We start from the raw sequence: 25,552 nt of genomic DNA, 5'->3' as shown, positions 1-25,552 counted from the left end.
GCCGAAGCCGTCGGCGACCCCGACAGTCTGGCCGCCTCCATCACCGGCCGGCTGCGCGGCTGGCGGACCGCGACCAGACGTCAGGGCGACGCGGTCGAGGTGTCCGCGGAAAAGGGCTACCTGCGCGAGTTCGGCAACCTGGTGTTCCACTTCTCGCTGCTGGGCCTGCTGGTCGCGGTCGCCGCCGGAAAGCTGTTCGGCTACGAGGGCAACGTGATCGTCATCGCCGACGGCGGCCCCGGCTTCTGCTCGGCCACGCCGGCTGCGTTCGACTCGTTCCGCGCCGGCAACACCGTCGACGGCACCTCGCTGCACCCGGTCTGCCTGCGCGTTCACGATTTTCAGGCCAACTACCTGCCGTCCGGACAGGCCACTTCGTTCGCCGCAGACATCGCCTACCAGGCCGGGGACGACCTCACGTCGGACATTTGGCGGCCCTACCGGCTCGAGGTGAACCACCCGCTGCGCATCGGCGGGGACCGGGTGTACCTGCAGGGCCACGGCTACGCCCCCACCTTCACGGTGACGTTCCCGAACGGGCAGACCCGGACCTCGACGGTGCAGTGGCGGCCGGACAACCCGCAGACCCTGCTGTCGTCGGGGGTGGCGCGCATCGATCCGCCGGCCGGCAGCTATCCGAGCGCCGAGGAGCGGCGCAAGCACGAGATCGCGATCCAGGGTTTGCTGGCACCCACCGAGCAGCTTGACGGCACCCTGCTGTCGTCACGCTTCCCGGCGCTCAATGACCCCGCGGTGGCCATCGACATCTACCGCGGCGACACCGGCCTGGACACCGGCCGGCCGCAGTCGCTGTTCAACCTGGACCCCCGCCTGATCGAACAGGGCCGGCTCACCAAGGAGAAGCGGGTCAACCTGCGCGTCGGGGAGCAGGTGCGCATTGACCAGGGCCCGGCTGCTGGCACCACCGTGCGCTTCGATGGCGCCATACCGTTTGTCAACCTGCAGGTATCCCACGATCCCGGGCAGATCTGGGTGCTGGTCTTCGCGATCACCATGATGGCCGGGCTGCTGGTGTCGCTGCTGGTCCGCCGGCGCCGGGTGTGGGTTCGTCTCACACCGGCCGGGGAGCCACCAGGTACGGTCAACGTCGAACTGGGCGGCCTGGCGCGTACCGACAACTCCGGGTGGGGTGACGAGTTCGAGCGCTTGACCGAGCGGTTGACGGCAGGATTGGGCGACTCCGGCGCGCCCGCCGGCATCCCCGCCAAGGCCGGAAGGGACGTCACATGAATACCCAGCACGTGAACATCGGGCTGGCCCGCTACTCCGACTGGGCCTTCACCTCCGCGGTGGTGGCGCTCGTGGTTGCGCTGCTGCTACTGGCCTGCGAACTCGCCTACGTGCGCACCCGGAAACTCGAACCGGTGGCCGTCGGAAGCAGGGGCGGCGCCGTCACCACCGACAGCGCCACCCCCGGCGTCGTGGCGCACACCCCGAGCCGGCCGTTCGACGAACGCGTCGGCCGCGCCGGCCTCGCCGTGCTCTACCTCGGCATCGCCCTGCTGTTGGGCTGCATCGTGCTGCGCGGCCTGGCCACCATGCGGGTGCCCTGGGGCAACATGTACGAGTTCATCAACCTGACCTGCCTGTCCGGGCTGGTCGCTGGTGCCGTCGTGCTGCGCCGCCCGCAATACCGGCCGCTGTGGGTGTTCCTGCTGCTCCCGGTGCTGATCCTGCTGACCGTGTCCGGCCGCTGGCTCTATGCCAACGCGGCACCGGTGATGCCGGCCCTGCAGTCGTACTGGCTGCCCATCCATGTCTCGGTGGTCAGCCTCGGCTCGGGTGTTTTCCTGGTGGCGGGCATCGCCAGCATCCTGTTTCTGCTGCGCACCTCGCGGCTGGGCGAACCGGGCACCGAGAGCCAACTGGCGCGGCTGGTGCAACGCTTTCCCGACGCGCAGACGCTTGATCGGATCGCCTACCGAACCACCATTTTCGCCTTCCCGGTGTTCGGCTTCGGGGTCATCTTCGGTGCGATCTGGGCCGAGGAAGCCTGGGGCCGGTACTGGGGCTGGGACCCCAAAGAAACCGTGTCGTTCATCGCATGGGTGGTGTACGCCGCCTACCTCCATGCCAGGTCAACGGCCGGTTGGCGGGATCGCAAGGCGGCCTGGATCAACGTCGCCGGGTTCGTGGCCATGGTCTTCAATCTGTTCTTCGTTAACCTGGTGACCGTTGGCCTGCACTCGTATGCGGGCGTGGGCTGACCCGAACGTGACCGACCCGAACAAGCGGGCAACAAGGGGGAGCACGAGTGTCAGAACATCCAACGCCGGGCGCGGGGGCGCCGCGGGTCCACCCGGGTACCGCGGCGGCCGACGCCAGCCCCGAGCAGCCGACGGTGCAGGCTCAGGCGCCGCTGGGCGTGGAACCGCCGGTGGACGCCACCGCCGAGGCGCCGACCCGTGCGTTCGCGGGTTTCCGCACCGAGCGCCGGCTGTCGGCGCCCGCTGACCCTCCGCCGCCGCCCCCCGCCGACGTGCCGCAGTGGGATCCGGGGCCGACGACCGGCCCGGTGTCCGGTGTGACACGGGTCGACCCGACTGCGTACGGCGCCTATTACCCGGGCCCGCCGGAGGACTCCGGCATCGAAGAGCGGCCCCAGTTCCGTCCCGAGCCGCTGCCGCACGCGCCGTATCCCGAGCTGTCCACGACCGTCCTGCTCAAGCCGGTGAAGCCGCCGCCATCGGAAGGCTGGCGCCGGCTGCTGTACGTGCTGTCGGGTCAGCTGATCAACCTGGGGGAGAGTCCCCGGGCGATGAAGCACAACAACCTGGTCGCCCAGATCAACCGGCCGCTGCGCGGTTGCTACCGCATCGCGGTGCTGTCGTTGAAGGGCGGCGTCGGCAAGACGACCATCACCGCGACCCTGGGATCCACCTTCGCGTCCGTGCGGGGTGACCGGGTGGCCGCCGTGGACGCCAACCCCGACCGCGGCACGCTGAGCCAGAAGCTGCCGCTCGAAACGCCGGCCACCGTGCGACACCTGCTGCGCGACGCCGAGAGCATCGACCGCTACAGCGACATCCGCAGCTACACCTCACAGAACAAGGCCGGGCTGGAGGTGCTCGCCTCCTCGAGCGACCCGACGTTGTCGGAGGCATTCAGCTCCGAGGACTACAAGCGCAGCCTGGACATCCTGGAACGCTTCTACGGCCTGGTACTCACCGACTGCGGCGCGGGACTGCTGCACTCGGCGATGTCGGCGATCCTGGCCCGGTCCGACGTGCTGATCGTGGTCGCGTCGGGCTCCATCGACGGGGCCCGCAGCGCGTCGGCGACGCTGGACTGGCTGGACGCCCACGGCCATGAAGACCTGGTGCGCAACTCGATCACGGTCATCAACGCCGTGCGGCCGCGGGCCGGCAAGGTCGACATGGACAAGGTGATCGAGCATTTCGCGCGGCGCTGCCGGGCCGTGCGGGTCGTGCCCTACGACCCGCACCTGGAAGAAGGCGCCGAGATCGAACTGGATCGGCTGAAGCGGGACACCCGCGAGGCGCTGCTCGAGCTGGCGGCGGTGGTCGCCGATGGGTTCCCCGGTGACCAGCGGCGTTCCAACCCGCAGTTCGTCTAGCGCGGCTTGTTGTCGCCCAATCGGCGCAGGAACTCCGGATCGTCGTCGGGTCCGATGACACGCGTCTTCGGCGGGCTGGTCTGTGACCGCGCCGCACGCCAGCCGAGATAGATCAGCGTCCCCAGAATAAGGACGACGAGCAGGTAAAGCACTCGACACCTCCTGTGAGCGAATATACCCGTGGCGGGCCTGTCGCTAGGCTCAAGTCGTGTCAGAAACGCCTAGCGACAAGCCCACTCGGGTTCCGTCCCGCGGTCGCGGCCTCGCCGACGTCCTGCTTTACGTCGCGGCCCGGCTGCTGCTGGTGGTGGTGATCACTGCTCTGATCTACGGCTTGGGCCGGCTGATCGGGGTGGCCGACTTCCCGCTCACGGTCGCCGCACTGGGCGGCCTGGTCATCTCCATGCCGCTGGGAATGTGGGTATTCGGGCCGCTGCGCCGGCGCGCCACGGCCACTCTTGCTGCCGCCGGGGAACATCGCCGTGCCGAGCGGGACCGGTTGCGAGCCCGGCTACGGGGGGAGACGCCGGCCGCCGAGGAGGGGCCGGCCCAAGGCTGAGCCTCAGCTGTCGCTGTGCAGCGGCATGCGTACCACCTGCGCGGCGTAGGTGAGTCCGGCGCCGTAGCCGATCAGCAGCGCCAGATCGCCGGGCTGGGCCGCCCCGGTGTCCATCAGTTCCGCGATGGCCAGCGGGATGGACGCCGCGGAGGTGTTCCCGGAGTGCTCGATGTCGTTTGCGACGACGGTGTCCGGTCGCAATTGCAGGTTCTTGACCAGCAACTCGTTGATGCGGCTGTTGGCCTGATGGGGGACGAACACGTCGATCTGATCCGGCCCGACACCGGCGGCCTCCAGCGCGCGGCGGCCGACATCGCCCATCTTGAAGGCCGCCCAGCGGAACACCGCCGGACCCTCGAGCCGCACGAACGGCCGTGGGCCGGAGGGATTCTGCGCGAACGTGATCCAGTCGATGTCCTGGCGGATCGCGCCGGACTGCTCGCCGTCGCTGCCCGCCACCGTGGGCCCGATGCCCTGGGTGGGTGTCTCGCCGACGACCACCGCGGCGGCGCCGTCGGCGAAGATGAAGCAGTTGCCGCGGTCGTGCATGTCTATCGTCGGGGACAGTTTCTCAGTGCCGACCACCAGCATCTTTCCGGCGCCGCCGGCGCGGATCATGTCCGCCGCGGTGCTCAGCGCATATCCGAACCCAGCGCAGCCGGCAGACAGGTCGAAGCCCAGCACGTCGTTGGCGCCCAGCGCCGCCGCGACCATCGGGGCGGCCGGCGGCGTCTGCAGGAAATGGGTGTTGGTGGTGACGATCACGCCGTTGATGTCGGCCGGTGTCAGCGAGGCGTTCTTCAGTGCCCGCCGACAGGCTTCGGCGGCCATCGACGCCGCGGATTCGTCGTCGGCGGCGAACCGGCGCGACTTGATCCCGGTGCGCGAGTAGATCCACTCGTCGGAGGAGTCGATGTTCTGGCAGATCTCCTCGTTGGTGACGACTCGCTCAGGGCGGTAGGCGCCGACGCTGAGCAACCCTACTTTCTTCGGGCCGTTGATCGTCGCAATCTCAGTCATAGCGATGTCCTTCCCGCCGCAGCAATCGGTCGCTTCTGCCGCTAGGGCTGGATCGACTCTATGCGTGCTCGCTGCGAGCGTGTACCGGGGTCGAGGACAGACGTCGGATTACCGCAACTTGGACAGGCAAAGGACGATCGGCGGGCGGTAGGCCTGGGTACGCACCCACTGGCTGCCGGGGCAATCGGATGTTCTGGTGGTGCGTTTGGTGACCTTGTCCGTCGCGGCACTCGACCCGCAGGCGGCGGGCGAAACCGTCACCTCCCTGCTGCCGTCCGTCTTCTTCGCCCCGGTCACCCGACGGATGCAATCGCCGACCCGAGCGTCCTTTATCGCCCGCGCCGTCGCGTCGGGAACCCCGACGGGGGTTTCGGAAGTGGTGGGAGTGCTGCGCGATCGTGAACTCGCGTGGCTGTGCAGCGCCGAGTTCACCGACGCCATGAACACCAGCACGCCGATCAGCCCGATGATCCCCAGGACTGTCCCGATGTATCCCAGCACCAGCCCGGCGATGGCAAAGCCGCGACCGTCCTCGCCGGTGCGCTTGATCTGGGATAGCGAGATATGCCCGAAGACGATCCCCAACGGCGCCAAGACCAGCGATGTGACGAGCGCCGCGATCGCCAGGGAGTTGGTGGAACGGCTGACCGGATACGCCGGATACGGCCCCCCCAACGGACCGGGCGGCCCCGCGTACGGCCCGGACGGGCCGGGCGGACCGGGCGGCGACGCAGACAGACGCTGAGTCGCATGGTCGTCGAGCCGCTCACTCATCAGTACAGTTCCCCTCTGGTGGACGCCTTGTTATTCTGTGGCGCAACACATTTGAGCAAGTAAAACACAACGGGCCAGTAGGCGCCGGGGAATTGCGTGCGGTCAGCCGGCCAGGGAAAGTGCCAGCGCGACCGCGGCGGACCACACCACCATGGCCAGCCCGGTGTCGCGCAGCACCGGGATCAGCTGCGGCCCACCCAGCCCGGCGCGCACCGGCCGGTCGGCGCGCAGCGCCAGCGGCGTGGCCACCAGTCCCACCGCGCACCACGGCGTCGCCGCCAGCAGAACCAGCGTCATAACTACGGCGGTGACCAGCAAAGCGTGGTAGAGCAGCCGGGTACGGCGGTCACCCAACCGAACCGCGAGGGTGATCTTGCCGGATTCGGTGTCGGTGGGAATGTCGCGCAGATTGTTGGCGACCAGCACCGACGACGACAACGCACCGACCGCGACCGCCAGCACCAAGCCCACCCAGTCCACCCGCAAGGCCTGGGTGTACTGCGTGCCGAGGACGGCGATGAGGCCGAAGAACACGAACACCGCCACCTCGCCCAGCCCCGAGTACCCGTACGGTTTGGACCCGCCGGTGTACAGCCAGGCCCCGGCGACGCACCCCACACCGATCGCGATCAACCACGGCGCGCTGACCAGCGCCAGCGCCAGTCCCGCCACGCTGCCGACGAACAGGCTGACCAGTGCCGCGGTCAGCACCGCGCGCGGTGTCGCCAGCCGGGCACCCACCAGCCGCACCGGGCCGGCCCGCACGTCGTCGGTGCCCCGGATGCCGTCGGAGTAGTCGTTGGCGTAGTTCACCCCGATGACGAAGCAGAGGGACACGGCCAGAGCCAGCAGCGCCTTCCACCACACGGCGGCGTGCAGCCACGCCGCGGCGCCGGTGCCGGCGACCACCGGCGCGACCGCGTTCGGCAGGGTCCGCGGGCGCGCTCCGGCGATCCACTGCGCAAAACTGGCCACCAGGGCATCCTGCCTCATGCATCACAATGGGCGGATGCTCGGAGTCATCGGTGGCAGCGGCTTCTACACATTCCTCGGATCCGACACCCGCACGGTGTACCCCGAGACCCCGTGGGGCGCGCCGAGCGACCCGATCACGATCGGCGCCATCGGCGGGCACGAGGTTGCGTTCCTGCCCCGGCACGGCGCCCGTCACCAGTACTCGCCGCACACCGTCCCGTACCGGGCCAACATGTGGGCGCTGCGGGCGCTGGGGGTCCGGCGGGTATTCGCACCGTGCGCGGTCGGCAGTCTGAACCCCTTGCTGGGGCCCGGGACGGTGGTGGTGCCCGATCAGCTGGTGGACCGCACCAGTGGTCGCCCGGATACCTACTTCGACAGCGGCGGGGTGCACGCCAGCTTCGCCGATCCGTACTGCCCGACGCTGCGCAGCGCGGTGACCGGTCTGCCGGATGTGGTCGACGGCGGCACGATGGTGGTGATTCAGGGTCCGCGGTTCTCCACCCGCGCGGAGAGCCAGTGGTTCGCCGCCGCCGGCTTCAGCCTGGTCAACATGACCGGATACCCGGAGGCCATCCTCGCGCGCGAACTCGAATTATGTTATGCGGCAATAGCTTTGGTCACCGATGTGGATGCCGGTGTGGCCGTCGGGGAAGGGGTGAAGGCCGCCGAGATCTTCGCCGCCTTTGGCGAGAACATCGTGCGCCTCAAGCAACTGGTGCAGACCGCGATCGACAACGTGGCCGACGAGCGCACCTGCACCCACTGTCTGCAGCACGCCGGTGTCCCACTGCCGTTCGAGCTGCCGTGAGAGTGCTGCTCACCGGCGCGGCCGGTTTCATCGGCACCCGGGTCGACGCGGCGTTGCGGGACGCGGGCCACGAGGTGATCGGCGTGGACGCGTTGCTGCCCGCTGCGCACGGCCCGAGTCCCGTGCTGCCGCAAGGTTGTCACCGGGTCGACGTGCGCGACGCCGACGCACTTGCGCCGCTGCTGTCCGGGGTGGACCTGGTGTGCCATCAGGCGGCGATGGTGGGTGCCGGTGTCGACGCCGCGGACGCGCCGGAGTACGGGGGCCACAACGACTTAGGGACCACGGTGCTGCTGGCCCAGATGTTCGCCGCGGGCGTTCGGCGCCTGGTGCTGGCGTCCTCGATGGTGGTGTACGGGCAGGGGCGGTACCGGTGCGGGGAGCACGGCTCGGTGGATCCGTTGCCGCGCCGCCGCGCCGACCTGGACGCCGGCGTCTTCGAGCACCGCTGTCCGATCTGCGGGCGGCCGGTGGTGTGGCAGTTGGTCGGTGAGGACGCCGCGCTGCGGCCGCGCAGCCTGTACGCGGCGAGCAAGACGGCGCAGGAGCACTACGCGCTGGCCTGGTCGGAAGCCACCGGCGGTTCGGTGGTTGCGCTGCGCTACCACAACGTCTACGGCCCGGGCATGCCGCGCGACACCCCGTATTCCGGGGTGGCGGCGATATTCCGCTCCTCACTCGAGAAGGGGGAGGCGCCAAGGGTTTTCGAAGACGGCGGGCAGATGCGGGATTTCGTGCACGTCGACGACGTCGCTGCGGCGAACCTGGCGGCGGTGAACGCGGACCGCGCCGGCTTCACCGCAGCCAACGTCTGTTCGGGACGGCCCATCTCGATCCTCGAGGTGGCCGACGCGCTGTGTGTCGCGCGGGGCGGCGCAGTGTCCCCGGCAGTCACCGGCCAGTACCGCAGCGGGGATGTTCGCCACATCGTGGCCGACCCCACGCGGGCCGTCGAAGTGCTCGATTTCCGGGCCGCCGTGTCCCCGGGCGACGGGCTGCGCGAATTCGCCTTCGCGCCGTTGCGTTAGGACGGGCGGTTGGGCGGCCGGTAGATCTTGGGCCGCAACGGCCCGGTGGTTTCCGCCGACCGGAAGATCCGGGGTGCCCGGCCCGGCCCGGACAGCACCGTGGTGGGCGCGTCGTGCTCGGTGTGGGCGACGCTGAACTGCGTCGTCCTGGCCTCCGACGGTGGCGGCGGGCCGCCCGCACGGGTGGGGACGGGCACCTGGGGGCGTTGTTGCCCGGCGGTGGCTTGGGGTGCCGGCGGCCGGCGTCGTGGGCGTCGTCGCGGCTTGCGGATGACCCCGGCGATGATGACCGCGGGGAAGATCCACAGCGCCAGTGCGCACAGCGTGACGTCGAACGTGCTGGTCATCTGCTGGGCGAAATCGTTGCCGTAGACCGGGTTCGGCGTCGGCCCCTGGTCGAATCGCGGCGCCAGAATCACGCCGAGAATCACCCGCGAAGCCGTCAGCGCGAACACCGACCCGCTCAGCCATGTCGTCAGTCGCGAACGCAGGGCGCCGCCACCCAATCGCGCCCACACCCACCACGCCGCCAACGCCGTCGCCGCGTCGAAAAGTGCCAGCACGAGGTGGTTGTACGAGAAGGTGGGGTAGTTCAGCAGCACGGCCACTACGAGGTCGCTGATTCTCATCAGCACTGAGCCGGCGCACCAGACGACGATCAGTATCAACGCCATGCGCAGTGCGTCGCGCCAGACGTCGCGGTCCTTGCGTACCAGCGGCGAACCGAACAGCGTCAGCGGCAGAAACAGGGCCGCGGCCGCCGCCCAGGCGAGATAGCCCTCGTAGCCGACGCCCGCCGTCGGGGTGTTTTGTGCGATGCCGTGGAACGCATCGATGTAGCGGCCGACGGGAAGGATCCACACCACGAGCCCCGCCACCAGCGCGGAACCACCCAGCGCCACGGTGGCGAGCCGGGATGCTGGAGTGTTGCGCAGGATCCACCGGGAGGCGACCAGCACCGCCGCCAGCGCCACCGCGCCGTACACCACCGCCGTGAGGATCACGGTGGTGTTGCGGACGCCGAAGGATTCCGAGCCCGTGGTGGGCAGGGCGTAGCGCACCCGCCAGCACAGGGTGAACCCCGAGCTCAACGACACCCCGAACATCGATGCGTAGCCGATCAGGCGCGCGGCCCGCAGCCACCGGTGGTAGCTTCCCTCGTCCACGGTGGGGTGGACGAGCAGCGGCTGTGCGGCCAGCACTGCCCCGGCGACGCCCAGCCAGGCGCCGGGCCCGACCCCGCCCAGCACCCGGGCGGCGGCCCCGGACCGGATGAATTCGAACACGGCGAACCCCACAAAGCCGACTACCAACAGCAGGTAGGGGATATTGAGGGCGAGCCGGAGCCGGCCGTTGGGACCGGGCCGGCGGTGCGAGACCAGCAGGGACAGCAGCGACAGCAATGTCACCGCACCGAGGACTGCCCACAGCACCGCGCTGCTGTTCGGGACGCGCAATCCGAAGTACAGGTTCCAGGGCACCAGCAAAGCCGCGATGAGCAGCGCTGCGGCCAACAGGTCGCGTCTGATGTTGCGTTGCCGGGCGGTGGGCTCGGCCGCCTGCGCTCCCGACGGGGATTCCGGTGCCGACGGCCGGGGTGGGGCTTGTCGCGCACCCACGATGGGGCCGGTCGGCGTGTCGTCGCTGCTCAGGCTCACGAGGCCCCCAAGGGATCGAGGTCGGTTGCTGCGGGCGCAGGTTTCGTCGTGCCGTAGGGGAACCCCCTGACTGGCCCGCTGCGTTGTTCGGTTGCGAACATATTCTCCATTCGGAAGACGCGGCCGCGGCTGTGAGCAGGCTTAGAAGTGGCGAAGGAAATCTGGTGACCATCCCCCTGGGTAGGGAATCCGGTTACGCTGCGCACATAGGGAACCCTGTCGTCCGAATGACGAATATGCCGTCAGTGTAATGATGCCGGGACATTGCTGGCTGTGGGGTAGTCAGCCGAAGGAGAGCCGTAAATGGACGTGGTGTTGGGGGTGGCCGTTACCGGCCAGGTCGCACGCCTGGCTCTGATCGAGGCCGCCCGCAGTAGCGCGGTGATCGATCAATCCACGGTCGAGCTGACGAACAATCCGGTCGCGGACCTGTCCGAGACGATTGTCGGTACGAATCGGCTGTTGACCGACGAAGGTCACCGGCTGGTCGGCACCCGACTGGTCTGGTCGGACGAGTACGCGGCCAACCAACTGCAGCAGGCGCTGACCTATGCCGGCGTCGCGAACGTCGAGGTGGTCTCGGAGTCGCAGGCCGCCACCGCGCTGCTGGGGCCAGGCCGGGCCGGTGCCGCGGTCCTGCTGGTCGGCGGCCAGACGGCAAGCCTGGCGGTGCCCAGTGGTGATCCGGACGCGCCGCCGACGGTGCTGGCCGCGACGCCGGTGGAAGGCGACGCCGGCGCGACCTTCGACACATTGATGTCGCAGGTCCCGGGCCACGCCGGTACGCCTGACGACGTCCTGCTGGTGGGAACCTCTCCAGAGAACACCGCGATGTTCGCCGACCAGCTGCAGTCCGCGTCGACCATGAGCGTGCAGATCCCGGGGGATCCCGACTTCGCGCTGGCACGTGGCGCAGCCGCCGACGCGACGATGGCGGTGCCGACCGCATCTCCCGATGCGACGATGGCTGCCCCGTTCGCCAACCCGGACGCGACGATGGCCGCCCCGGCCGCGTCGCCCGACGCGACGATGGCGGCGCCCTCCCTCGGCGATGCCACCATGGCTGCGCCGATCCCCGGGGACGGAGGCGGCGCGAATTTCCATTCGGGTGTCTCCTCGGGAGACCCGAATGCGGCCGGCGACCCGAACGCGACCGCGTACTTCCATTCCGGGGTTTCCTCCGGCGACCCGTCGGCCCCCGGGGACGCGACCGCCTTCATGCAGCCCGCCGACGGGGGAGCGCCCAGCTCGGGCGACGAGCAGCTGGCGTATTCGCAGGCCAGCGAGTACGACATCCTGCCGGTCGACACCGACGGCTTCGATGACTACGGGGACGAGTACGGCGACGAGTACGAGGACGGGTTGGACCCCGACGACCCCCAGACGGCCGGCATCCGGCCTCAGCTGAGGCGGTTGTTGATCAGCAATGCCGTCATCGGTTTCGCCGTGCTTGGGTTCGCTTCGCTGGCGGTCGCGGTCGCGGTGACCGTCCGGCCGACCGCGTCCACGTTGCCGGTCGAAGGCCACCAGAACGCCCAGCCGGGCAAGTTCATGCCGCTGTTGCCGACCGAGCAGCAGGCCCCGGTGCCACCTCCGCCGCCCGACATTCCCACCCTGGGCTTCCAGGGCGGCACCGTGCCCGCCGTGCAGAACGTCCCGAGGCAGGTGCCCGCGCCCGTGGCTCCGGCCCCTGCCCCGGCGCCCGTTCCGGCGGCTCCGGTGCCCGTGCCGGTCCCCGCGCCCCTGCCGGTGCCGATCTTCATCCCGCCGTATCCGGGCTGGCAGCCACCGTATCCGGGTTGGCAGCCCCCGTACCCGGGCTGGCAGCCGGGCATGCCGACGACGCCGCCGACGACGCCCCCGACAACTGGTCCGACGACGCCGCCGACGACTGGCCCGACCACCGGTCCGACCACGCCGCCCACCACGCCGCCGACGACTGCGCCGACGACGCCGCCCACGACAGCGCCGACCACGCAGCCGACGACTCAGCCCACGACGCCGGCGACCACGCAACCGCCGAAGACCACGACGATTCCGCCCACCACGGTGGCTCCGACGACGGAGGCGCCGACCACCGTGGCACCGCCGCCGACGACGGTTGCGCCACAGCCCACGCAGGAGGTGCCCACACAGGCGCCGACGCAGCAGGTGCCCACACAGGCTCCGACGCAGCAAGTGCCGACGCAGCAGCAGACCGTGGCGCCGCCACCGACGCAGGCGCCGCGCACCCAAGCACCGGTGCCGCAGGCGCCGCAGACTCAGGCGCCGGCGCCGCAGGTGCCCAGGGTGCCGACCGTGGCGCCGCGTGCGCCGTCGGGTGGCGGCAGCAGCGGCGGCGGCAGCAGTGGCGGCAGTGGCGGCAGCAGCGGCGGGGGCGGCCGCGGGGGCTTCCCGTCCTGGCCGCGCTGACCCCGGAACCGCCGTGTCCAGCGTGACGGTGGTGTTGCCCTGCCTCAACGAAGCGGAATCACTGCCGGCGGTGCTCGCCGCGATCCCGGCCGGCTATCAGGCGCTGGTGGTGGACAACAACAGCACCGACGACACCGCCGCCGTCGCCACCCGGCACGGTGCCCGGGTGATCGCCGAGCCGCGACCCGGCTACGGCGCGGCGGTACATGCGGGAGTCGTCGCGGTCCAGACGCCGGTCGTGGCGGTCATCGACGCGGACGGCTCGATGGATCCCGGTGACCTGCCACGTCTGGTCGACGAATTGCAGCGCGGCGCCGACATGGTCACCGGCCGCCGTCGTCCGGTGCCCGGGCTGCACTGGCCGTGGGTGGCCCGGGTGGGCACCGTGGTGATGAGCTGGCGGCTGCGTACCCGGCACGGCCTGCCGGTGCACGACATTGCGCCGATGCGGGTGGCCCGCCGCGAGGCGTTGCTGGAACTCGGTGTCACCGACCGGCGGTCCGGTTATCCGTTGGAGTTGCTGGTCCGAGCCGCGGCCGCCGGGTGGCGGGTGGTGGAACTCGACGTCAGCTACGGCCCGCGGACGGGCGGCAAATCGAAGGTGAGCGGGTCGCTCAAAGGAAGCATCATCGCGATCGTCGACTTCTGGAAGGTGATTTCGTGAGCCTGCCGGTGACGGCGCTGGTGGTGGCCAAGGCGCCGGAGCCGGGACTGGCCAAGACCCGGCTGGCGGCGGCGGTCGGTGACCGGGCCGCCGCCGAGATCGCCGCAGCGGCTTTGCTGGACACCCTGGACGCGGTCGCGGCGGCGCCGTTCGCCACCCGGGCAATCGCGCTCACCGGCAACCTCGACCACGCAGCCGGTGCCGCCGAGCTACGGCGGCGGCTGGAGTCGTTCACCGTGATCGAGCAGCGGGGTGAGGACTTCGCCGACCGGCTCGCCAACGCCCACGCCGATGCGGCCGACGGCTATCCGGTGCTACAGATCGGGATGGACACCCCGCAGGTCACCGCCGCGCTGCTGACGGAGTGCGCGCAGCGGCTGCTGGACAACGCGGCGGTGCTGGGGTTGGCGCTGGACGGCGGCTGGTGGCTACTCGGGCTGACCGTCCCGGACGCGGCCGCATGTCTGCGCGGTGTCCCCATGTCCACACCCGACACCGGCGACCGCACGCTGAAAGCGTTGCGCGACAACGGCATAGAGGTGTCTCTGGTGCAACCACTGGCCGACGTCGACCTCGTGGACGATGTCGCCGCCGTGCGTGACGCCTGCAGCCCCGGCGGCCGATTCGCGCGCGTCACCCGCGCGGCCGGATTGTGAGCATTGCGCGAACCGAACCTGGCTGCGAAATTGCGGGCCGGATCTCGCCGTGTGGTTCGGCTCGGTGTTGGCCGTGGCTACCAGTTCGTAAATATCACACTGTTCAGCACCAGCGCGCCAACGGCATTGAGTGCCAGCCAGATCCGGTGTGAGCGCGCCGGCAGCAACGCGGGCGCCGCAGTCAACCAGATGGTGAACGGCAACCAGATCCGTTCCGTCTCGGCCTTACTGAGCATGCTCAGATCCGCGCAGCAGATCGCGACCACCGCGGCCAGCAGGAGGAGGTGCAGGCCTGATCGTCGGCGGATCGCGGCCGGGTCGAATGCTCGACTGAGGCCGGCGACACTGCCCAGGCCGATGGCGCACACCACACAGGCCAGGTTGCCCCAGACCCAGTATTGGAAGGGCCGGTCCTTGGCGATCCCCTGCCAGTAGCGTTGCTGCACCAACTCGTAGCCGTCGAACCAGTAGAAGCCGGCCACGGCGAAGCTCACCGCCACCGCCACCGCGGCCAACACGGCGGGGCCCAGCACCCGCAGCGCGGCCCGCCAGTTCGCCGCCGAGGCCAGCACCGCCAACGCCGGCAAACCCATCAGCACCAGCCCGTAGCTGAGGAAGATGCCCCAGCCCAGCACTGTTCCGGCCGCGGCCCCCACCAGCGCCGGGAACCGCGTCGCGGCGTGCACCGCCACCGCCAGCAGGGCGATGCCCCAGGCCGCCACGCCGGCGAAGTAGCCGTCGGCCGAGACCGCGACCCAGATCGCCGTCGGCGCCACGGCCACGAACGGGGCCGCCCGCCGGGCGGTGGCTTCGTCGGCCACGGCGCGCACCGCGACCAGGACGGCGGCCGCCGCGCTGGAGCCCGCGAGTAGGCACAGCAAGCCTGCCCAGGCGCCCCCGTGCAGACCGATCCGGTCCAGCCACACGAACGTCAGCAGCGCCCCCGGCGGATGGCCGGACACGTGGGTGGTCCAGGAGTGCGGCTGAAAATCCAGGATCCGGCTGGAAAACGTGCGCAGGGTCGCCGGAATGTCGGTGACGCCGGGCACCTCCCACAGATATTCGTCCCGGCCCGTCAAGCGGTGCGCGAAGCCGCGCCCGAAGCCGTCGATCATCGCCAGGGAAAACGCCCACGCGCATGCCGTAGCCCAGGTGCCCAGTGTCAGCGCACGCCAGGAAAGTCGTTGCGCCACAACGGGACCCCAATACACGGCGGCGGCCGCGAGTAGGGCGGCCGCCACGGTTCCCCAGCCGGCGTGGATGTCCCAGTAGCCGAAGATCGGCGTGGCCCCGGCGTGCTCGGCGAACCGGTCCAGCCCGGTATCCCGGCGCGGGTCGATGCCCCAGTGCATCCGCGGCAGCGCGAACGCCGCCACCACCAGGGCGACCGCGACCGCGACCGCGGCTGTTTCCCGGCGGGCGATCTTCACGACAGGTCAGCCTATTGACCCGAATCGCCGTACCAACGCGTCCCGGTCCACCTTGCCGATGCCGCGGCGCGGCAATTCCTCGACGATGTGCAACTCGCGGGGTGCGGCCGTGCTGTCGAGTGTGCGCACGAGGTGGGTGCGCAGCTCTTGCAGCGTCGGTGCCGCGGCGTCCGCGCCGACGACCACGGCGGCCACCACCCGCTGGCCCAGGCGTTCGTCTGGCACCCCGAACACGGCGCAGTCGCGGATTGCCGGATGGTCGGCGAGGGCGGCTTCCACGGGACCGGGCAGCACGGTCAACCCACCGGTGCTGATCGCGTCGTCCACGCGGCCCAGCACGGTGAGTTCGCCGGACTCGGCCACGGCGCCGAGATCGTCGGTCAGGAACCAACCGGGTTCGGCGAACGGGTCAGGGATCACCGGGTTGCGGTAGCCCTTGGCCAGCGTGTCGCCGCCCAGCATGATGCGGCCGTCGGGGCGGATGCGCAGTCCCACCCCGCTCAGCGGAACGCCGTCGTAAACGCACCCGCCTGCGGTCTCGCTCATTCCGTAGGTGCGCACCACATTGATGCCGGCTGCCGCGGCGGCGTCGAGCACGGGCCTCGGTGCGGGGCCGCCGCCGAGCAGGATGGCGTCCAACTCGGCCAGCGCGGCGGTGGCGCCGGGGTGGGTGAGCGCCTTGGCCAACTGCGCGGCGACCAGCGACGTGTAGCGCCTCCCCGCTCCCAAAGCCGTGATGGCGGAGGGCAATTCGTCGATATCGAATCCGGCGGACACGTCCAGCTCTATCGGCGTGGTGCCGGCCAGTACGCTGCGGACCAAGACCTGCAATCCGGCGATGTGATACGGCGGGACGGCCAGCAGCCAGCGTCCGGGCCCGCCGAGCCGTTCGTAGGTGGCCGCAGCGCTGGCCGTCAGAGCGGCCGCGGTCAACAACGCGCCCTTGGGCGCACCGGTGGTCCCGGACGTCGTCACCACCAGGGCCACGTCATCGTCGATCTCGTCGCCGATGCGCAACCCGGGTACGGCCGCGTCGCCGGGCACCGCGACCATCGCCGAGTCTTGGCCGCCGAGCACCCGCTGCAAAGCGGGCAACAACACACGGGTCGCCGAACCCGGGGGGACGGGTACTGCCCGCAGGACGGCTATGCGCGGTCCCCGTTTTCGCGTGCGTCGTCGAGCGGCCAGCCCTGGGCGGCCAGTCGGACCCGGACTCGCTCGATGTCGTCGGGCGACGGCAGCTCATCGGTGTGCTGAGTGATCGCGACGCCGATGTCGATGTTGTCGATCTGCAGGTCGCCGCGGCGGGTCAGTTCGTCGGCGACCGTCCGGATCTCGTCGTTGGTCAACCGGCGCGCCAACAAGGCAAGCACGGCAAAGGAATCCGTCGGCGGAATGCCTTCGGGATACCCGGCTCGCAGCCACGCGACGATCGAACTGAGGAATCGGTTCATTCTGCGATCAATTCACCCGAAGATTCAACAAGATCCCATGTTATGCGCATACAGATGACGCGGCTTCACGCTGGCTTGGCGCCTAGGAAGGGATAGTGCGTGTGATGGGCGATGAAGTCTCGGGCGATGTAGAGCACGCCCAGGATCACCACCACCGCCACCAGCGCGTAGATCAGCCATCCGACGGCCGACAGCAACGGGCGCGCCCTGCCGCCCGCGTCGTTCGCCCCGGCGGCCTGCAACCGCACCCCGAGGGCGAACAGCCCCGGCAGCGCCGCCCCGGCCAGCAGGCTGAACAGCAGGATCTTGCCGGTCGCTTCGACGTTGAACCAGGCGTTCACGAGGCGCTCCGCGCCGGGATCTGGCCGTCGGATTCGGGTGCCGAAGCACCCCGCTTAGGGCCCGTGACGGGCGGTGGCGGTAGGTCGGGGCCGTCCAGCCCCGCCGTCAGGTTGCCTTCCCACTCGGCGTTGACGTTCTTGTGGTCCACCTTCACCCGGCGCGACCGCAGGTAGATGGTCGCCGCGACCGCGATCAGCAGCGAGAAGCCGACGATCGCGCCGGGGTAGCCGCCGATCAGGTGCACGATCCAGTACGTGAGCGCACCCACCAGCCCCGACAGGGGCAGCGTCACCAGCCATGCGGTCGCCATCCGGCCGGCCACCCCCCAGCGCACCTCGGCGCCCGGCTTGCCCACCCCACTGCCCAGCACCGACCCGGTGCACACCTGCGTGGTGGACAGCGCGTAACCGAAGTGGGCCGACAACAGAATGACTGCGGCCGAAGACGATTCGGCCGCCATACCCTGCGGCGACTTGATCTCGACCAGACCCTTGCCCAGCGTGCGGATGATCCGCCAGCCGCCCAGGTAGGTCCCGCCGGCCATCGCCACCGCGCAGCACACGATCACCCACAGCGGCGGCATGCTGGCGGTCTTGCTCACCGATCCGTAGGACATCAGCGCCAGGAAGATCACGCCCATCGTCTTCTGCGCGTCGTTGGTGCCATGGGCCAGCGACACCAGTGACGCCGAGCCGATCTGGCCGCGCCGGAAACCGGCCTCGGTGCGCTGGTCCCCGACGCCGCGGGTGATCCGGTACACCAGCCAGGTGGCGGCCGCGCCGACCACGATCGCCAGCGCCGCGGCGATGACGGCCGGAATGATCACTTTGGAGACCACGCCCTGCCAGATGACGCCGTGCCCGCCGACAGCCGCGATCGTCGCGCCGACGATGCCGCCGATCAGCGCGTGCGAGGAACTCGAGGGGATACCGAGCAGCCAGGTCAGCAAATTCCAGACGATGCCACCGACGAGGCCGGCGAACACCAGTTCCAGGGTGACCAGATTCGCGTCAATCAGGCCCTTGGCGATCGTGGCCGCCACCGCAGTGGACAGGAACGCGCCGATCAGGTTCAGCACCGCCGAGAGCGCGACGGCCGCCTTGGGTGCGAGGGCCCCGCTGGCGATGGAGGTCGCCATGGCGTTGCCGGTGTCGTGAAACCCGTTGGTGAAGTCGAAAGCCAGTGCGGTGATCACGACAATGATCAAGAGGAACAACTGGATGTTCACAGGGCCTGATTCTGGTGGTCGGGAGTATTGCTTGTCGAACGATTGATTAGGTGAAATGCCGGAATATCGCGAGTCGTCGCCAGATGTTACCCGTCAATTCACCTTGGGTTCGTGCGCGTTCATTGGCGGGTGTCTTCGCGTAGCGGATGGCCCTTGGGGACCTGGATGAATATCAGGGTGACACCATCGGGATCGGTCACGTGCATCTCGTGCAGACCCCATGGTTCGCGGCGCGCCTCGCGGGCGATCGGCACGCCCCGGCCGCGGAGTTCGGCCTGGGTCGCCTCCAGGTCGCGGACCTGCAGCCACAGTGCCCCCGGGAAGGGTCCCCGAGAGTGGTCCGGCTCGCCGTAGCCGGCCAGCTCCAGCAAAGACTGACCGGCGAAAAACACGGTGCCCGCCCCGTATTCACGGGCAATCGCCAGCCCGATCTCGTCGCGGTAGAACTGCAACGAGCGCTGATAGTCGGCCGGCCGCAGGAGCATCCTGCTCGCCAGAATCTCCATCACTCGTGTCTAGCACGCCTAGGTGGTCGCGCGCCGCTGCATGAGCGTGTTGACCCACCGGGGGCCGACGGTGTTCAGCGCCTTGGCCGCGATCGCCATCCGGGGGGCGATCTGCACCGGTCTGGTGCGGGCCGCGGTGATCATCCATTCCGCGGCTTCTTCGGAGGTCAGCGCGGGCATGCCCTCGTACGCCTTGGTCGGCGCGATCATCGGCGTCGCCACCAGCGGGTAGTACAGCGCCGTCGAATGCACACCCTTGGGGCCCCACTCGGTTTCGGCTATCCGGGTGACCGACGTCAGCGCCGCTTTGGAAGCGTTGTAGACCGAGAACAGGGGCGCGGCCTCGTTGAGCACACCCCAGGTCGAGACGTTGATGATGTGGCCGTCGCCGCGTTCGATCATCCCGGGCGCCAGTCCGCGGATGAGCCGCAGCGGCGCGTAATAGTTGAGCACCATCGTGCGCTCGACGTCGTGCCAGCGCTCCAGCGACTGTTCCAGCGGACGGCGGATGGACCGGCCGGCGTTGTTGATCAGGATGTCGACTCCGCCGATGCGCTTCTCGACGTCGGCGACCAGCGCATCGACCGCGTCCATGTTGGAGACGTCGCACGGGATGGATATCGCCGTGCCGCCCGCAGCGGTGATCCGGTCGGCGAGGTCGTCGAGCAGGTCCCGACGCCGGGCGACGACGACGACGGTGGCGCCGCGCTCGGCGAACTGCTCGGCCGCCGCCTCCCCAATGCCCGACGAGGCACCGGTCAGCAGGATGCGCTTGCCGTCGAGCTCGACGGGCTTGATCGCGGGGCGATTCACCAGCACCTGGGGCGAGACGGGTGGGCGCATGCTGGCCAGGACCAGCTGTTCGGTCAATCGCCGCAGTGGACTCTTACTCACGCTAAGAGTCTAGGAGGGGGCCTATGGTGTCGAGCGTCACGCCAGCGTGGCGTTGGGCACCGACCGCCACGCTGGCGTGACGCTCGGTGAGTCGGCCGGCGTGACGCGCGGCGGGCGGCGGCTCAGAAATAGCGGGGGAACGGGCTCCAGTCCGGGGGCCGCTTCTGCAGGAACGCATCGCGGCCCTCGACGGCCTCGTCGGTCATGTAGGCCAGCCGGGTCGCTTCCCCGGCGAACAATTGCTGGCCGACCAGGCCGTCGTCGAGCAGATTGAACGCGAACTTCAGCATGCGCTGCGCCTGAGGCGATTTGGCGTTGATCTCGGCCGCCCATTGCACGCCCACGGTCTCCAGCTCGGCGTGGTCGACCACCTCGTTGACCGCGCCCATGTGATGCATCTGCTCGGCGGTGTAGGGCCGGCCCAGGAAGAAGATCTCGCGGGCGAACTTCTGGCCGACCTGTCGCGCCAGATAGGCACTGCCGTAGCCGCCGTCGAAACTGCCCACGTCGGCGTCGGTCTGCTTGAACCGGGCATGCTCGCGGCTGGCCAGCGTCAGGTCGCAGACCACGTGCAGGCTGTGCCCGCCGCCGGCGGCCCACCCGTTGACCAGACAGATCACCACCTTGGGCATGAACCGGATCAGCCGCTGCACCTCGAGGATGTGCAACCGGCCGGCCCGCGCCGCGTCCACGGTGTCGGCGGTCTCGCCGCTGGCGTACTGGTAGCCGCTGCGTCCCCGGATGCGCTGATCGCCCCCCGAGCAGAACGCCCAGCCGCCGTCCTTCGGCGAAGGCCCGTTGCCGGTCAGCAGCACCACGCCCACGTCGGGGGACATCCGGGCGTGGTCGAGCACCCGGTACAGCTCGTCGACGGTGTGCGGGCGGAACGCGTTGCGCACCTCCGGGCGGTCGAACGCCACCCGTACCGTCGCGTCCTGCACATGGCGGTGGTAGGTGATGTCGGTCAGGTCGCCGAACCCGTCGACGAGTCGCCACTGTGTCGCATCGAATGGGTTGTCGCTCAAGGCTCTTGAACTCCGTCCTGGTTGATGGTGAGGTCGCCGCAGCTGATGGTCTGAGCGCTCGTCACCACGGGATCCTGTGCAGATGCGGCGGTCAGCGTGTCCGACCGCCCGGTGGAGGCCAGGGTGGCGTTCAGGTCGATCTCGGTGCGCCGCACCGTCCATTGGTCGGCGTCCTGAAGGGCCTGCAATCCGACCAGGTGGCGACCGTCAACGAGATCGCTGCAGCCAACCCCGGTGCCGTTGCCGGCCAGGTTTTCCAGATCGAAAAGGAACGGTCTGCGGTAGTGGCTGTCGAGCGCGGCCTGCAGTCGACAGTCGGCGAACACATACAGGTGGGCGTTGCGCCCGGTACTGACCACGACCTGGTGATTGCCGTCGTCTTGCGCGTCAATAGCCAACGCCTGCAACGGCATTGGGCTGGCCGTGGCGATCTGCACCTGCGTGTTGGCCCCGCTGGCGGTGCTGACGCCGACGAGCCGGCCGGTGGCGACCCACAGCGTGTCCGGCAACCCGTCGCCGTCGAGATCGCCGACCTGCCGTTCGGCGGCCCCGGTCGGTGCCGGGTTGCCGCCGGGCGCGCAGCCCGGCGCGGCGACGGCCCGGGGCGCGGGCAACGCGAGGAAGGCCACGGCCAACGGTACGACGAACAGCGGGCGGAGCATCAAACCGGATCGAACCGGAATACCGCGCACCGTCCGGCCAGTGCCTCGAACTCCTCGGGCCGGCCTTCGCTGATGAGTCCGGCCCGCTTCATGAAGCTCACCCCGGTCGGCACCTCGTCGGGAAACGCACGCAGTACCGGCTTGGCGTCTTCGGGGGAGAGCTCCACGAGTCGGACGCGTTCGGCGGTGCGCCCCCGCTGCAGCGTGACTTCGCTTGCGGCCCTGACGTTTCGGACCCAGTCGGCACCGGGGAAGCCGCCCACGACGTAGCGATGACCCGCGAAGTTCATCGGGGTGATCGGTGTCGAGCGGGGCTTGCCGGATTTGCGGCCGGGGACCGTCAGCACCACCGGGCTCTCGCCGCCGAACTTCATGCCCAGCTTCGACATTTGGATGAAAACCTTGTTCGCAGGCTTCAGCCACCACGGGGGTTTGATCCGCTCAGCCATGCCTGCCAGCGTAGCGGGCCACTTTTCTGTGCCGAGCAGACGCGAAAGCACCCCGACACGCCGCAAAAAAGGTGCGTAAGCGTCTGCTCGCGCAAAGGAACGTTAGCCGACCGCGCGGCCGGCGCCCTCCCAGAATTGCGCGCGCACGGCCTTCTTGTCCGGCTTGCCCAGCCCGGTCAACGGCAGCGCGTCGACGACCACCACCCGCTTGGGCGACTGCACCGAACCCTTGCGCTCCTTGACCGCGGCCTGAACCTCGGCGGTCATGGCTTCGATAGCCGCGTCGTCGCGGGCAGCGTCGGCCCGCAACACCACCACCGCGGTGACGGCCTCGCCCCACTTCTCGTCCGGCGCGCCCACCACGCAGACCTGCGCGACGGACGGGTGCTCGGCGATCACATCCTCGACTTCCCGGGGGAACACGTTGAAACCGCCGGTGACGATCATGTCCTTGACCCGGTCGACGATGAAGTAGAAACCCTCCTCGTCCTCGCGGGCCATGTCGCCGGTGTGCAGCCAGCCGTCTTTGAAGGTCTCGGCCGTCGCCTCCGGCTTGTTCCAGTACCCGGCGGCCAAAAGCGGTCCGCTGACACAGATTTCGCCCGGTTCGCCCTGCGGCACCGGCTTGCCGTCCTCGCCGAGCAGCGCCACCCGCGCGAACAGCGTCGGGCGGCCACAAGAGGTCAGCCGCTTTTCGTCGTGGTCGGCCTTGGCCAGGTAGGTGATCACCATCGGCGCCTCGGACTGGCCGTAGTACTGCGCGAAGATCGGGCCGAACCGGCGGATCGCCTCGGCCAACCGCACCGGGTTGATCGCCGAAGCGCCGTAGTACACCGTCTCCAGCGACGACAGGTCCCGGGTGTGCGAATCCGGGTGGTCCATCAGGGCATATAGCATCGACGGCACTAGCATGGTCGCCGTAATGCGTTGCTCCTCAATAACTCTCAGCACCTCGGCCGGGTCGAACTTGGCCAGCACGACCATCTCGCCGCCCTTGACCACGGTGGGCGTGAAGAACGCCGCACCTGCGTGGGACAGCGGCGTACACATCAAGAACCGCGGGTGCTCGGGCCACTCCCATTCGGCGAGCTGGATCTGGGTCATGGCGGCGATGTTGCCGGTGGTGCCCATCACGCCCTTGGGCTTGCCGGTGGTGCCGCCGGTATAGGCCATGCCGCCGATGTGATCCGGCGGAAGGTCCGCCACCACCAGCGGCTGCGGGTCGTACTTGGCGGCCTCGGCGGACAGGTCGACGGCCGCCCCCGCCAACGCCTCGGGCACCGGCCCGATGGTGAGGATCTGCTTGAGCGAGCCCACCTTCTCCAGCAACCCGAGCGCGCGCTCGACGAACATCGGATTCGGATCGATGATCAGCGAGCTGGCGCCGCAGTCCGAGAGCACGTAGGCGTGATCGTCCAAGGACCCGAGCGGATGCAGGGCCGTGCGCCGGTAACCCTGCGTCTGGCTGGCGCCCAGGATCATCAGGACTTCGGGCCGATTGAGCGACAGCAGACCCACCGTCACGCCGGTGCCCGCGCCGAGCGCCTCGAAGGCCTGGACATACTGGCTGATCCGCTCGGCCAGCTGACCGCCGGTCAGCGTGGTGTCCCCGAGGAACAGCACCGGCCTGTTCTTGTGGCGCTTGAGCGCGCCCGCCAGCAGGTGGCCGTTATGGGTCGGATTGCGCAACAGATCGTCACTCATAAGGTCAGACTAGAACGTGTTGCAATTCCGCTCGGCCGCACCCTTGCGCAGCGCACTTATCAGTAGGGTTACTGCCCATGGTCGCCGCAGATGTCGTCATTACCGGAACCGTCCTCACCGTCGATGAAAACCGGCCGACCGCCGAGGCGATCGCGATTGCCAACGGGCGAATCGTCGCCGTCGGCGACCGTTCCGACGTCGAATCCCACGTAGGCGAAAACACCCGCCGCATCGACATCGGCGACGGCTGCGTCATGCCGGGTTTCGTTGAGGCGCACGGCCATCCGCTGATGGAAGCGGTGGCGCTGTCGGATCGGATCGTCGACATCCGCCCGGTCACCATCCGCGACCCCGGCCGGGTCATCGACACGATCAAGCGCGAGGTCGCCAGACGCGGAGCCGACGGCGCCTACCTCAACGGCTGGGACGCCCTGCTGCAGCCGGGACTGCCGGACCCCACGCTGAGTTGGCTGGACGGCGTCGCACCGGACGGCCCGTTGGTGATCATCCACAACTCCGGGCACAAGGCCTACTTCAACTCCCGCGCGGCACAGGCCAACGGCCTGACCCGCGACACCCCGGACCCCAAGGGCGCCAAATACGGCCGTGACGCCAACGGCGAACTCGACGGCACCGCCGAAGAGATCGGTGCCGTGTTCCCGCTGCTGGGCGGCGCCATCTCGGCCGGCAGCTACCCGGACATGCTGCGCGCCGAATGCGCCCGGCTCAACCGGGCCGGCCTGACCACCTGCTCGGAGATGGCCTTCGACCCGAAGTTCAAGCCGCTGGTCGAGCAGCTGCACAACGACCTGACGGTGCGGCTACGCACCTACGAGGTGTCCAACGCGCAGATGTCCACCGACGCCACGCCGGGCGAGGGCGACGACATGCTGCGGCAGGTCGGCATCAAGATCTGGGTGGACGGCTCGCCGTGGATCGGCAACATCGCTTTGTCCTTCCCCTACCTGGACACCCCGGCCACCCGCAGCGCGGGCATCGAGCCCGGATCCTGCGGTTGCGCCAACTACACCAAGGAGCAGCTGACCGAGATCGTCGGCGCCTACCTGCCGCTGGGTTGGCAGATGGCCTGCCACGTGCAGGGCGACGCCGGCGTGGACACCATCCTGGACGTCTACGAGGAAGCGCTGCGCCAACACCCGCGCACCGACCATCGATTGAGACTCGAACACGTCGGCGCCATCCGGCCCGAGCAACTGCAGCGCGCCGCCGATCTCGGCGTCACCTGCAGCATCTTCGTCGACCAGATCCACTACTGGGGCGACGTGATCGTCGACGGCCTGTTCGGGCCCGAACGCGGCAGCCGCTGGATGCCGGCCGGATCCGCCGTGGCCACCGGCATGCGCATCTCGCTGCACAACGACCCGCCGGTGACGCCCGAGGAGCCGTTGCGCAACATCAGCGTCGCCGCGACCCGGGTGGCCCCAAGCGGCCGAGTGCTCGCGCCCCAGGAGCGGCTCACGGTCGAGCAGGCGATCCGGGCGCAGACCATCGACGCCGCCTGGCAGCTTTTCGCCGACGACGCGATCGGCTCGCTGGAGGTCGGCAAGTACGCCGACCTGGTGATCCTCTCGGCTGACCCGCGCACGGTCCCGCCCGAGCAGATCGCCGACCTGGAAATAAGAGCGACCTACCTGGCCGGTCGGCAGGTTTATCCGCGGTGACCCTAACGCTGTCCGACCTGC

The 25,552-nt window shown here is 69.5% G+C and carries 26 protein-coding genes; 10 read left to right on the top strand and 16 right to left on the bottom strand.

The window, feature by feature from the left end; all coding sequences use genetic code 11:
• From A9X01_RS18185 to A9X01_RS18175, 3 genes are all read left to right on the top strand, one after another.
• The coding region (locus A9X01_RS18185) for a cytochrome c biogenesis protein ResB (RefSeq protein WP_065122068.1) at nt 1–1,251 on the top strand (1,251 nt) is incomplete at its 5' end.
• Nucleotides 1,248–2,228 (top strand): c-type cytochrome biogenesis protein CcsB, encoded by a 981-nt coding sequence (gene ccsB, locus A9X01_RS18180; RefSeq protein WP_065122067.1) that lies wholly within the window; start codon nt 1,248–1,250, stop codon nt 2,226–2,228. The genes A9X01_RS18185 and ccsB, both read left to right, overlap by 4 nt.
• Nucleotides 2,229–2,275: 47 nt before the next feature.
• Entirely contained in the window at nt 2,276–3,598 is a 1,323-nt protein-coding gene (locus A9X01_RS18175; RefSeq protein ID WP_065122066.1) for a MinD/ParA family ATP-binding protein, read from the top strand.
• Here A9X01_RS18175 and A9X01_RS30010 read toward each other — a convergent pair.
• On the bottom strand, nt 3,595–3,750 hold the full coding sequence (locus A9X01_RS30010; RefSeq protein WP_099050979.1) for a hypothetical protein: 156 nt from the start codon (nt 3,748–3,750) through the stop codon (nt 3,595–3,597). The two genes, A9X01_RS18175 and A9X01_RS30010, sit on opposite strands and share 4 nt — an antisense overlap.
• 56 nt (nt 3,751–3,806) lie before the next feature.
• On the opposite strand from A9X01_RS30010, the gene A9X01_RS18170 reads away from it, so the two are divergent.
• Complete coding sequence (locus A9X01_RS18170; RefSeq protein WP_065122065.1) at nt 3,807–4,157, top strand: DUF4229 domain-containing protein; 351 nt, start codon at nt 3,807–3,809, stop codon at nt 4,155–4,157.
• A gap of 3 nt (nt 4,158–4,160) precedes the next feature.
• On the opposite strand, the gene fabH is transcribed toward A9X01_RS18170, so the two are convergent.
• From fabH to A9X01_RS18155, 3 genes are all read right to left on the bottom strand, one after another.
• Nucleotides 4,161–5,177: a beta-ketoacyl-ACP synthase III gene (gene fabH / locus A9X01_RS18165; protein WP_065122064.1), complete on the bottom strand. Its 1,017-nt coding sequence runs from the start codon at nt 5,175–5,177 to the stop codon at nt 4,161–4,163.
• Between the two features lie 108 nt (nt 5,178–5,285).
• Nucleotides 5,286–5,951 (bottom strand): DUF4190 domain-containing protein, encoded by a 666-nt coding sequence (locus tag A9X01_RS18160; protein WP_065122063.1) that lies wholly within the window; start codon nt 5,949–5,951, stop codon nt 5,286–5,288.
• A 102-nt stretch (nt 5,952–6,053) separates the two neighbouring features.
• Nucleotides 6,054–6,926, bottom strand: coding sequence for a 1,4-dihydroxy-2-naphthoate polyprenyltransferase (locus A9X01_RS18155; RefSeq protein ID WP_065122091.1), 873 nt, complete (start codon nt 6,924–6,926; stop codon nt 6,054–6,056).
• A 34-nt stretch (nt 6,927–6,960) separates the two neighbouring features.
• Between A9X01_RS18155 and A9X01_RS18150 the strand changes: the two genes are divergently transcribed.
• Nucleotides 6,961–7,737, top strand: coding sequence for an S-methyl-5'-thioadenosine phosphorylase (locus A9X01_RS18150; RefSeq protein ID WP_036356279.1), 777 nt, complete (start codon nt 6,961–6,963; stop codon nt 7,735–7,737).
• Nucleotides 7,734–8,765, top strand: a complete 1,032-nt coding sequence (locus A9X01_RS18145) for an NAD-dependent epimerase/dehydratase family protein (protein ID WP_065122062.1) — start codon at nt 7,734–7,736, stop codon at nt 8,763–8,765. Before A9X01_RS18150 ends, A9X01_RS18145 begins: the two co-directional genes overlap by 4 nt.
• On the opposite strand, the gene A9X01_RS18140 is transcribed toward A9X01_RS18145, so the two are convergent.
• Nucleotides 8,762–10,294 (bottom strand): DUF7937 domain-containing protein, encoded by a 1,533-nt coding sequence (locus A9X01_RS18140; protein ID WP_253849172.1) that lies wholly within the window; start codon nt 10,292–10,294, stop codon nt 8,762–8,764. The two genes, A9X01_RS18145 and A9X01_RS18140, sit on opposite strands and share 4 nt — an antisense overlap.
• Before the next feature lie 432 nt (nt 10,295–10,726).
• Between A9X01_RS18140 and A9X01_RS30005 the strand changes: the two genes are divergently transcribed.
• From A9X01_RS30005 to A9X01_RS18125, 3 genes are read left to right on the top strand one after another with little or no spacing between them, the layout of a single operon-like run.
• Complete coding sequence (locus tag A9X01_RS30005) at nt 10,727–12,835, top strand: DUF7159 family protein (RefSeq protein ID WP_065122060.1); 2,109 nt, start codon at nt 10,727–10,729, stop codon at nt 12,833–12,835.
• Between the two features lie 13 nt (nt 12,836–12,848).
• Complete coding sequence (locus A9X01_RS18130) at nt 12,849–13,499, top strand: glycosyltransferase family 2 protein (protein ID WP_216638927.1); 651 nt, start codon at nt 12,849–12,851, stop codon at nt 13,497–13,499.
• Entirely contained in the window at nt 13,496–14,155 is a 660-nt protein-coding gene (locus A9X01_RS18125; protein WP_065122059.1) for a TIGR04282 family arsenosugar biosynthesis glycosyltransferase, read from the top strand. The genes A9X01_RS18130 and A9X01_RS18125 overlap by 4 nt, the downstream gene beginning before the upstream one ends.
• Nucleotides 14,156–14,232: 77 nt before the next feature.
• Here A9X01_RS18125 and A9X01_RS18120 read toward each other — a convergent pair whose 3' ends face one another.
• The 11 genes from A9X01_RS18120 to fadD8 form a co-directional block, all read right to left on the bottom strand.
• On the bottom strand, nt 14,233–15,585 hold the full coding sequence (locus tag A9X01_RS18120) for a hypothetical protein (RefSeq protein WP_065122058.1): 1,353 nt from the start codon (nt 15,583–15,585) through the stop codon (nt 14,233–14,235).
• 6 nt (nt 15,586–15,591) lie between these two features.
• Nucleotides 15,592–16,662 carry an o-succinylbenzoate--CoA ligase gene (menE, locus tag A9X01_RS18115; RefSeq protein WP_253849170.1) on the bottom strand — a complete coding sequence of 357 codons (1,071 nt, stop codon included), beginning with the start codon at nt 16,660–16,662 and terminating at the stop codon, nt 15,592–15,594.
• Nucleotides 16,663–16,730: 68 nt separating this feature from the next.
• Nucleotides 16,731–17,039 (bottom strand): DUF3349 domain-containing protein, encoded by a 309-nt coding sequence (locus A9X01_RS18110; RefSeq protein WP_065122057.1) that lies wholly within the window; start codon nt 17,037–17,039, stop codon nt 16,731–16,733.
• Nucleotides 17,040–17,104: 65 nt separating this feature from the next.
• Nucleotides 17,105–17,380, bottom strand: a complete 276-nt coding sequence (locus A9X01_RS18105) for a hypothetical protein (RefSeq protein WP_065122056.1) — start codon at nt 17,378–17,380, stop codon at nt 17,105–17,107.
• Nucleotides 17,377–18,609, bottom strand: a complete 1,233-nt coding sequence (locus A9X01_RS18100; RefSeq protein ID WP_065122055.1) for an inorganic phosphate transporter — start codon at nt 18,607–18,609, stop codon at nt 17,377–17,379. The genes A9X01_RS18105 and A9X01_RS18100 overlap by 4 nt, the downstream gene beginning before the upstream one ends.
• 119 nt (nt 18,610–18,728) lie before the next feature.
• A complete protein-coding gene (locus tag A9X01_RS18095) occupies nt 18,729–19,115 on the bottom strand; it encodes a VOC family protein (protein ID WP_065035373.1) in 387 nt (128 codons plus the stop codon).
• 18 nt (nt 19,116–19,133) lie between these two features.
• Nucleotides 19,134–20,009 (bottom strand): SDR family oxidoreductase, encoded by an 876-nt coding sequence (locus A9X01_RS18090; protein ID WP_065122054.1) that lies wholly within the window; start codon nt 20,007–20,009, stop codon nt 19,134–19,136.
• Nucleotides 20,010–20,131: 122 nt separating this feature from the next.
• Nucleotides 20,132–21,034: a 1,4-dihydroxy-2-naphthoyl-CoA synthase gene (locus A9X01_RS18085; protein ID WP_065122053.1), complete on the bottom strand. Its 903-nt coding sequence runs from the start codon at nt 21,032–21,034 to the stop codon at nt 20,132–20,134.
• Nucleotides 21,031–21,696: a hypothetical protein gene (locus tag A9X01_RS18080; protein WP_065122052.1), complete on the bottom strand. Its 666-nt coding sequence runs from the start codon at nt 21,694–21,696 to the stop codon at nt 21,031–21,033. Before A9X01_RS18080 ends, A9X01_RS18085 begins: the two co-directional genes overlap by 4 nt.
• Complete coding sequence (locus tag A9X01_RS18075; RefSeq protein ID WP_065122051.1) at nt 21,696–22,145, bottom strand: nitroreductase family deazaflavin-dependent oxidoreductase; 450 nt, start codon at nt 22,143–22,145, stop codon at nt 21,696–21,698. Before A9X01_RS18075 ends, A9X01_RS18080 begins: the two co-directional genes overlap by 1 nt.
• A gap of 102 nt (nt 22,146–22,247) precedes the next feature.
• A complete protein-coding gene (fadD8, locus tag A9X01_RS18070) occupies nt 22,248–23,849 on the bottom strand; it encodes a fatty-acid--CoA ligase FadD8 (protein ID WP_065122050.1) in 1,602 nt (533 codons plus the stop codon).
• A gap of 77 nt (nt 23,850–23,926) precedes the next feature.
• On the opposite strand from fadD8, the gene A9X01_RS18065 reads away from it, so the two are divergent.
• Nucleotides 23,927–25,531, top strand: a complete 1,605-nt coding sequence (locus A9X01_RS18065) for an amidohydrolase (RefSeq protein ID WP_065122049.1) — start codon at nt 23,927–23,929, stop codon at nt 25,529–25,531.
• Nucleotides 25,532–25,552 lie beyond the last annotated feature (21 nt).

It is taken from the genome of Mycobacterium asiaticum (assembly GCF_001668675.1).
In the GTDB taxonomy this organism is placed as follows: Bacteria; Actinomycetota; Actinomycetes; order Mycobacteriales; family Mycobacteriaceae; genus Mycobacterium; species Mycobacterium asiaticum_D.
The sequence above is the reverse complement of the archived record's forward strand: the minus strand, read 5'-3'. Positions and strand labels throughout refer to the sequence as shown.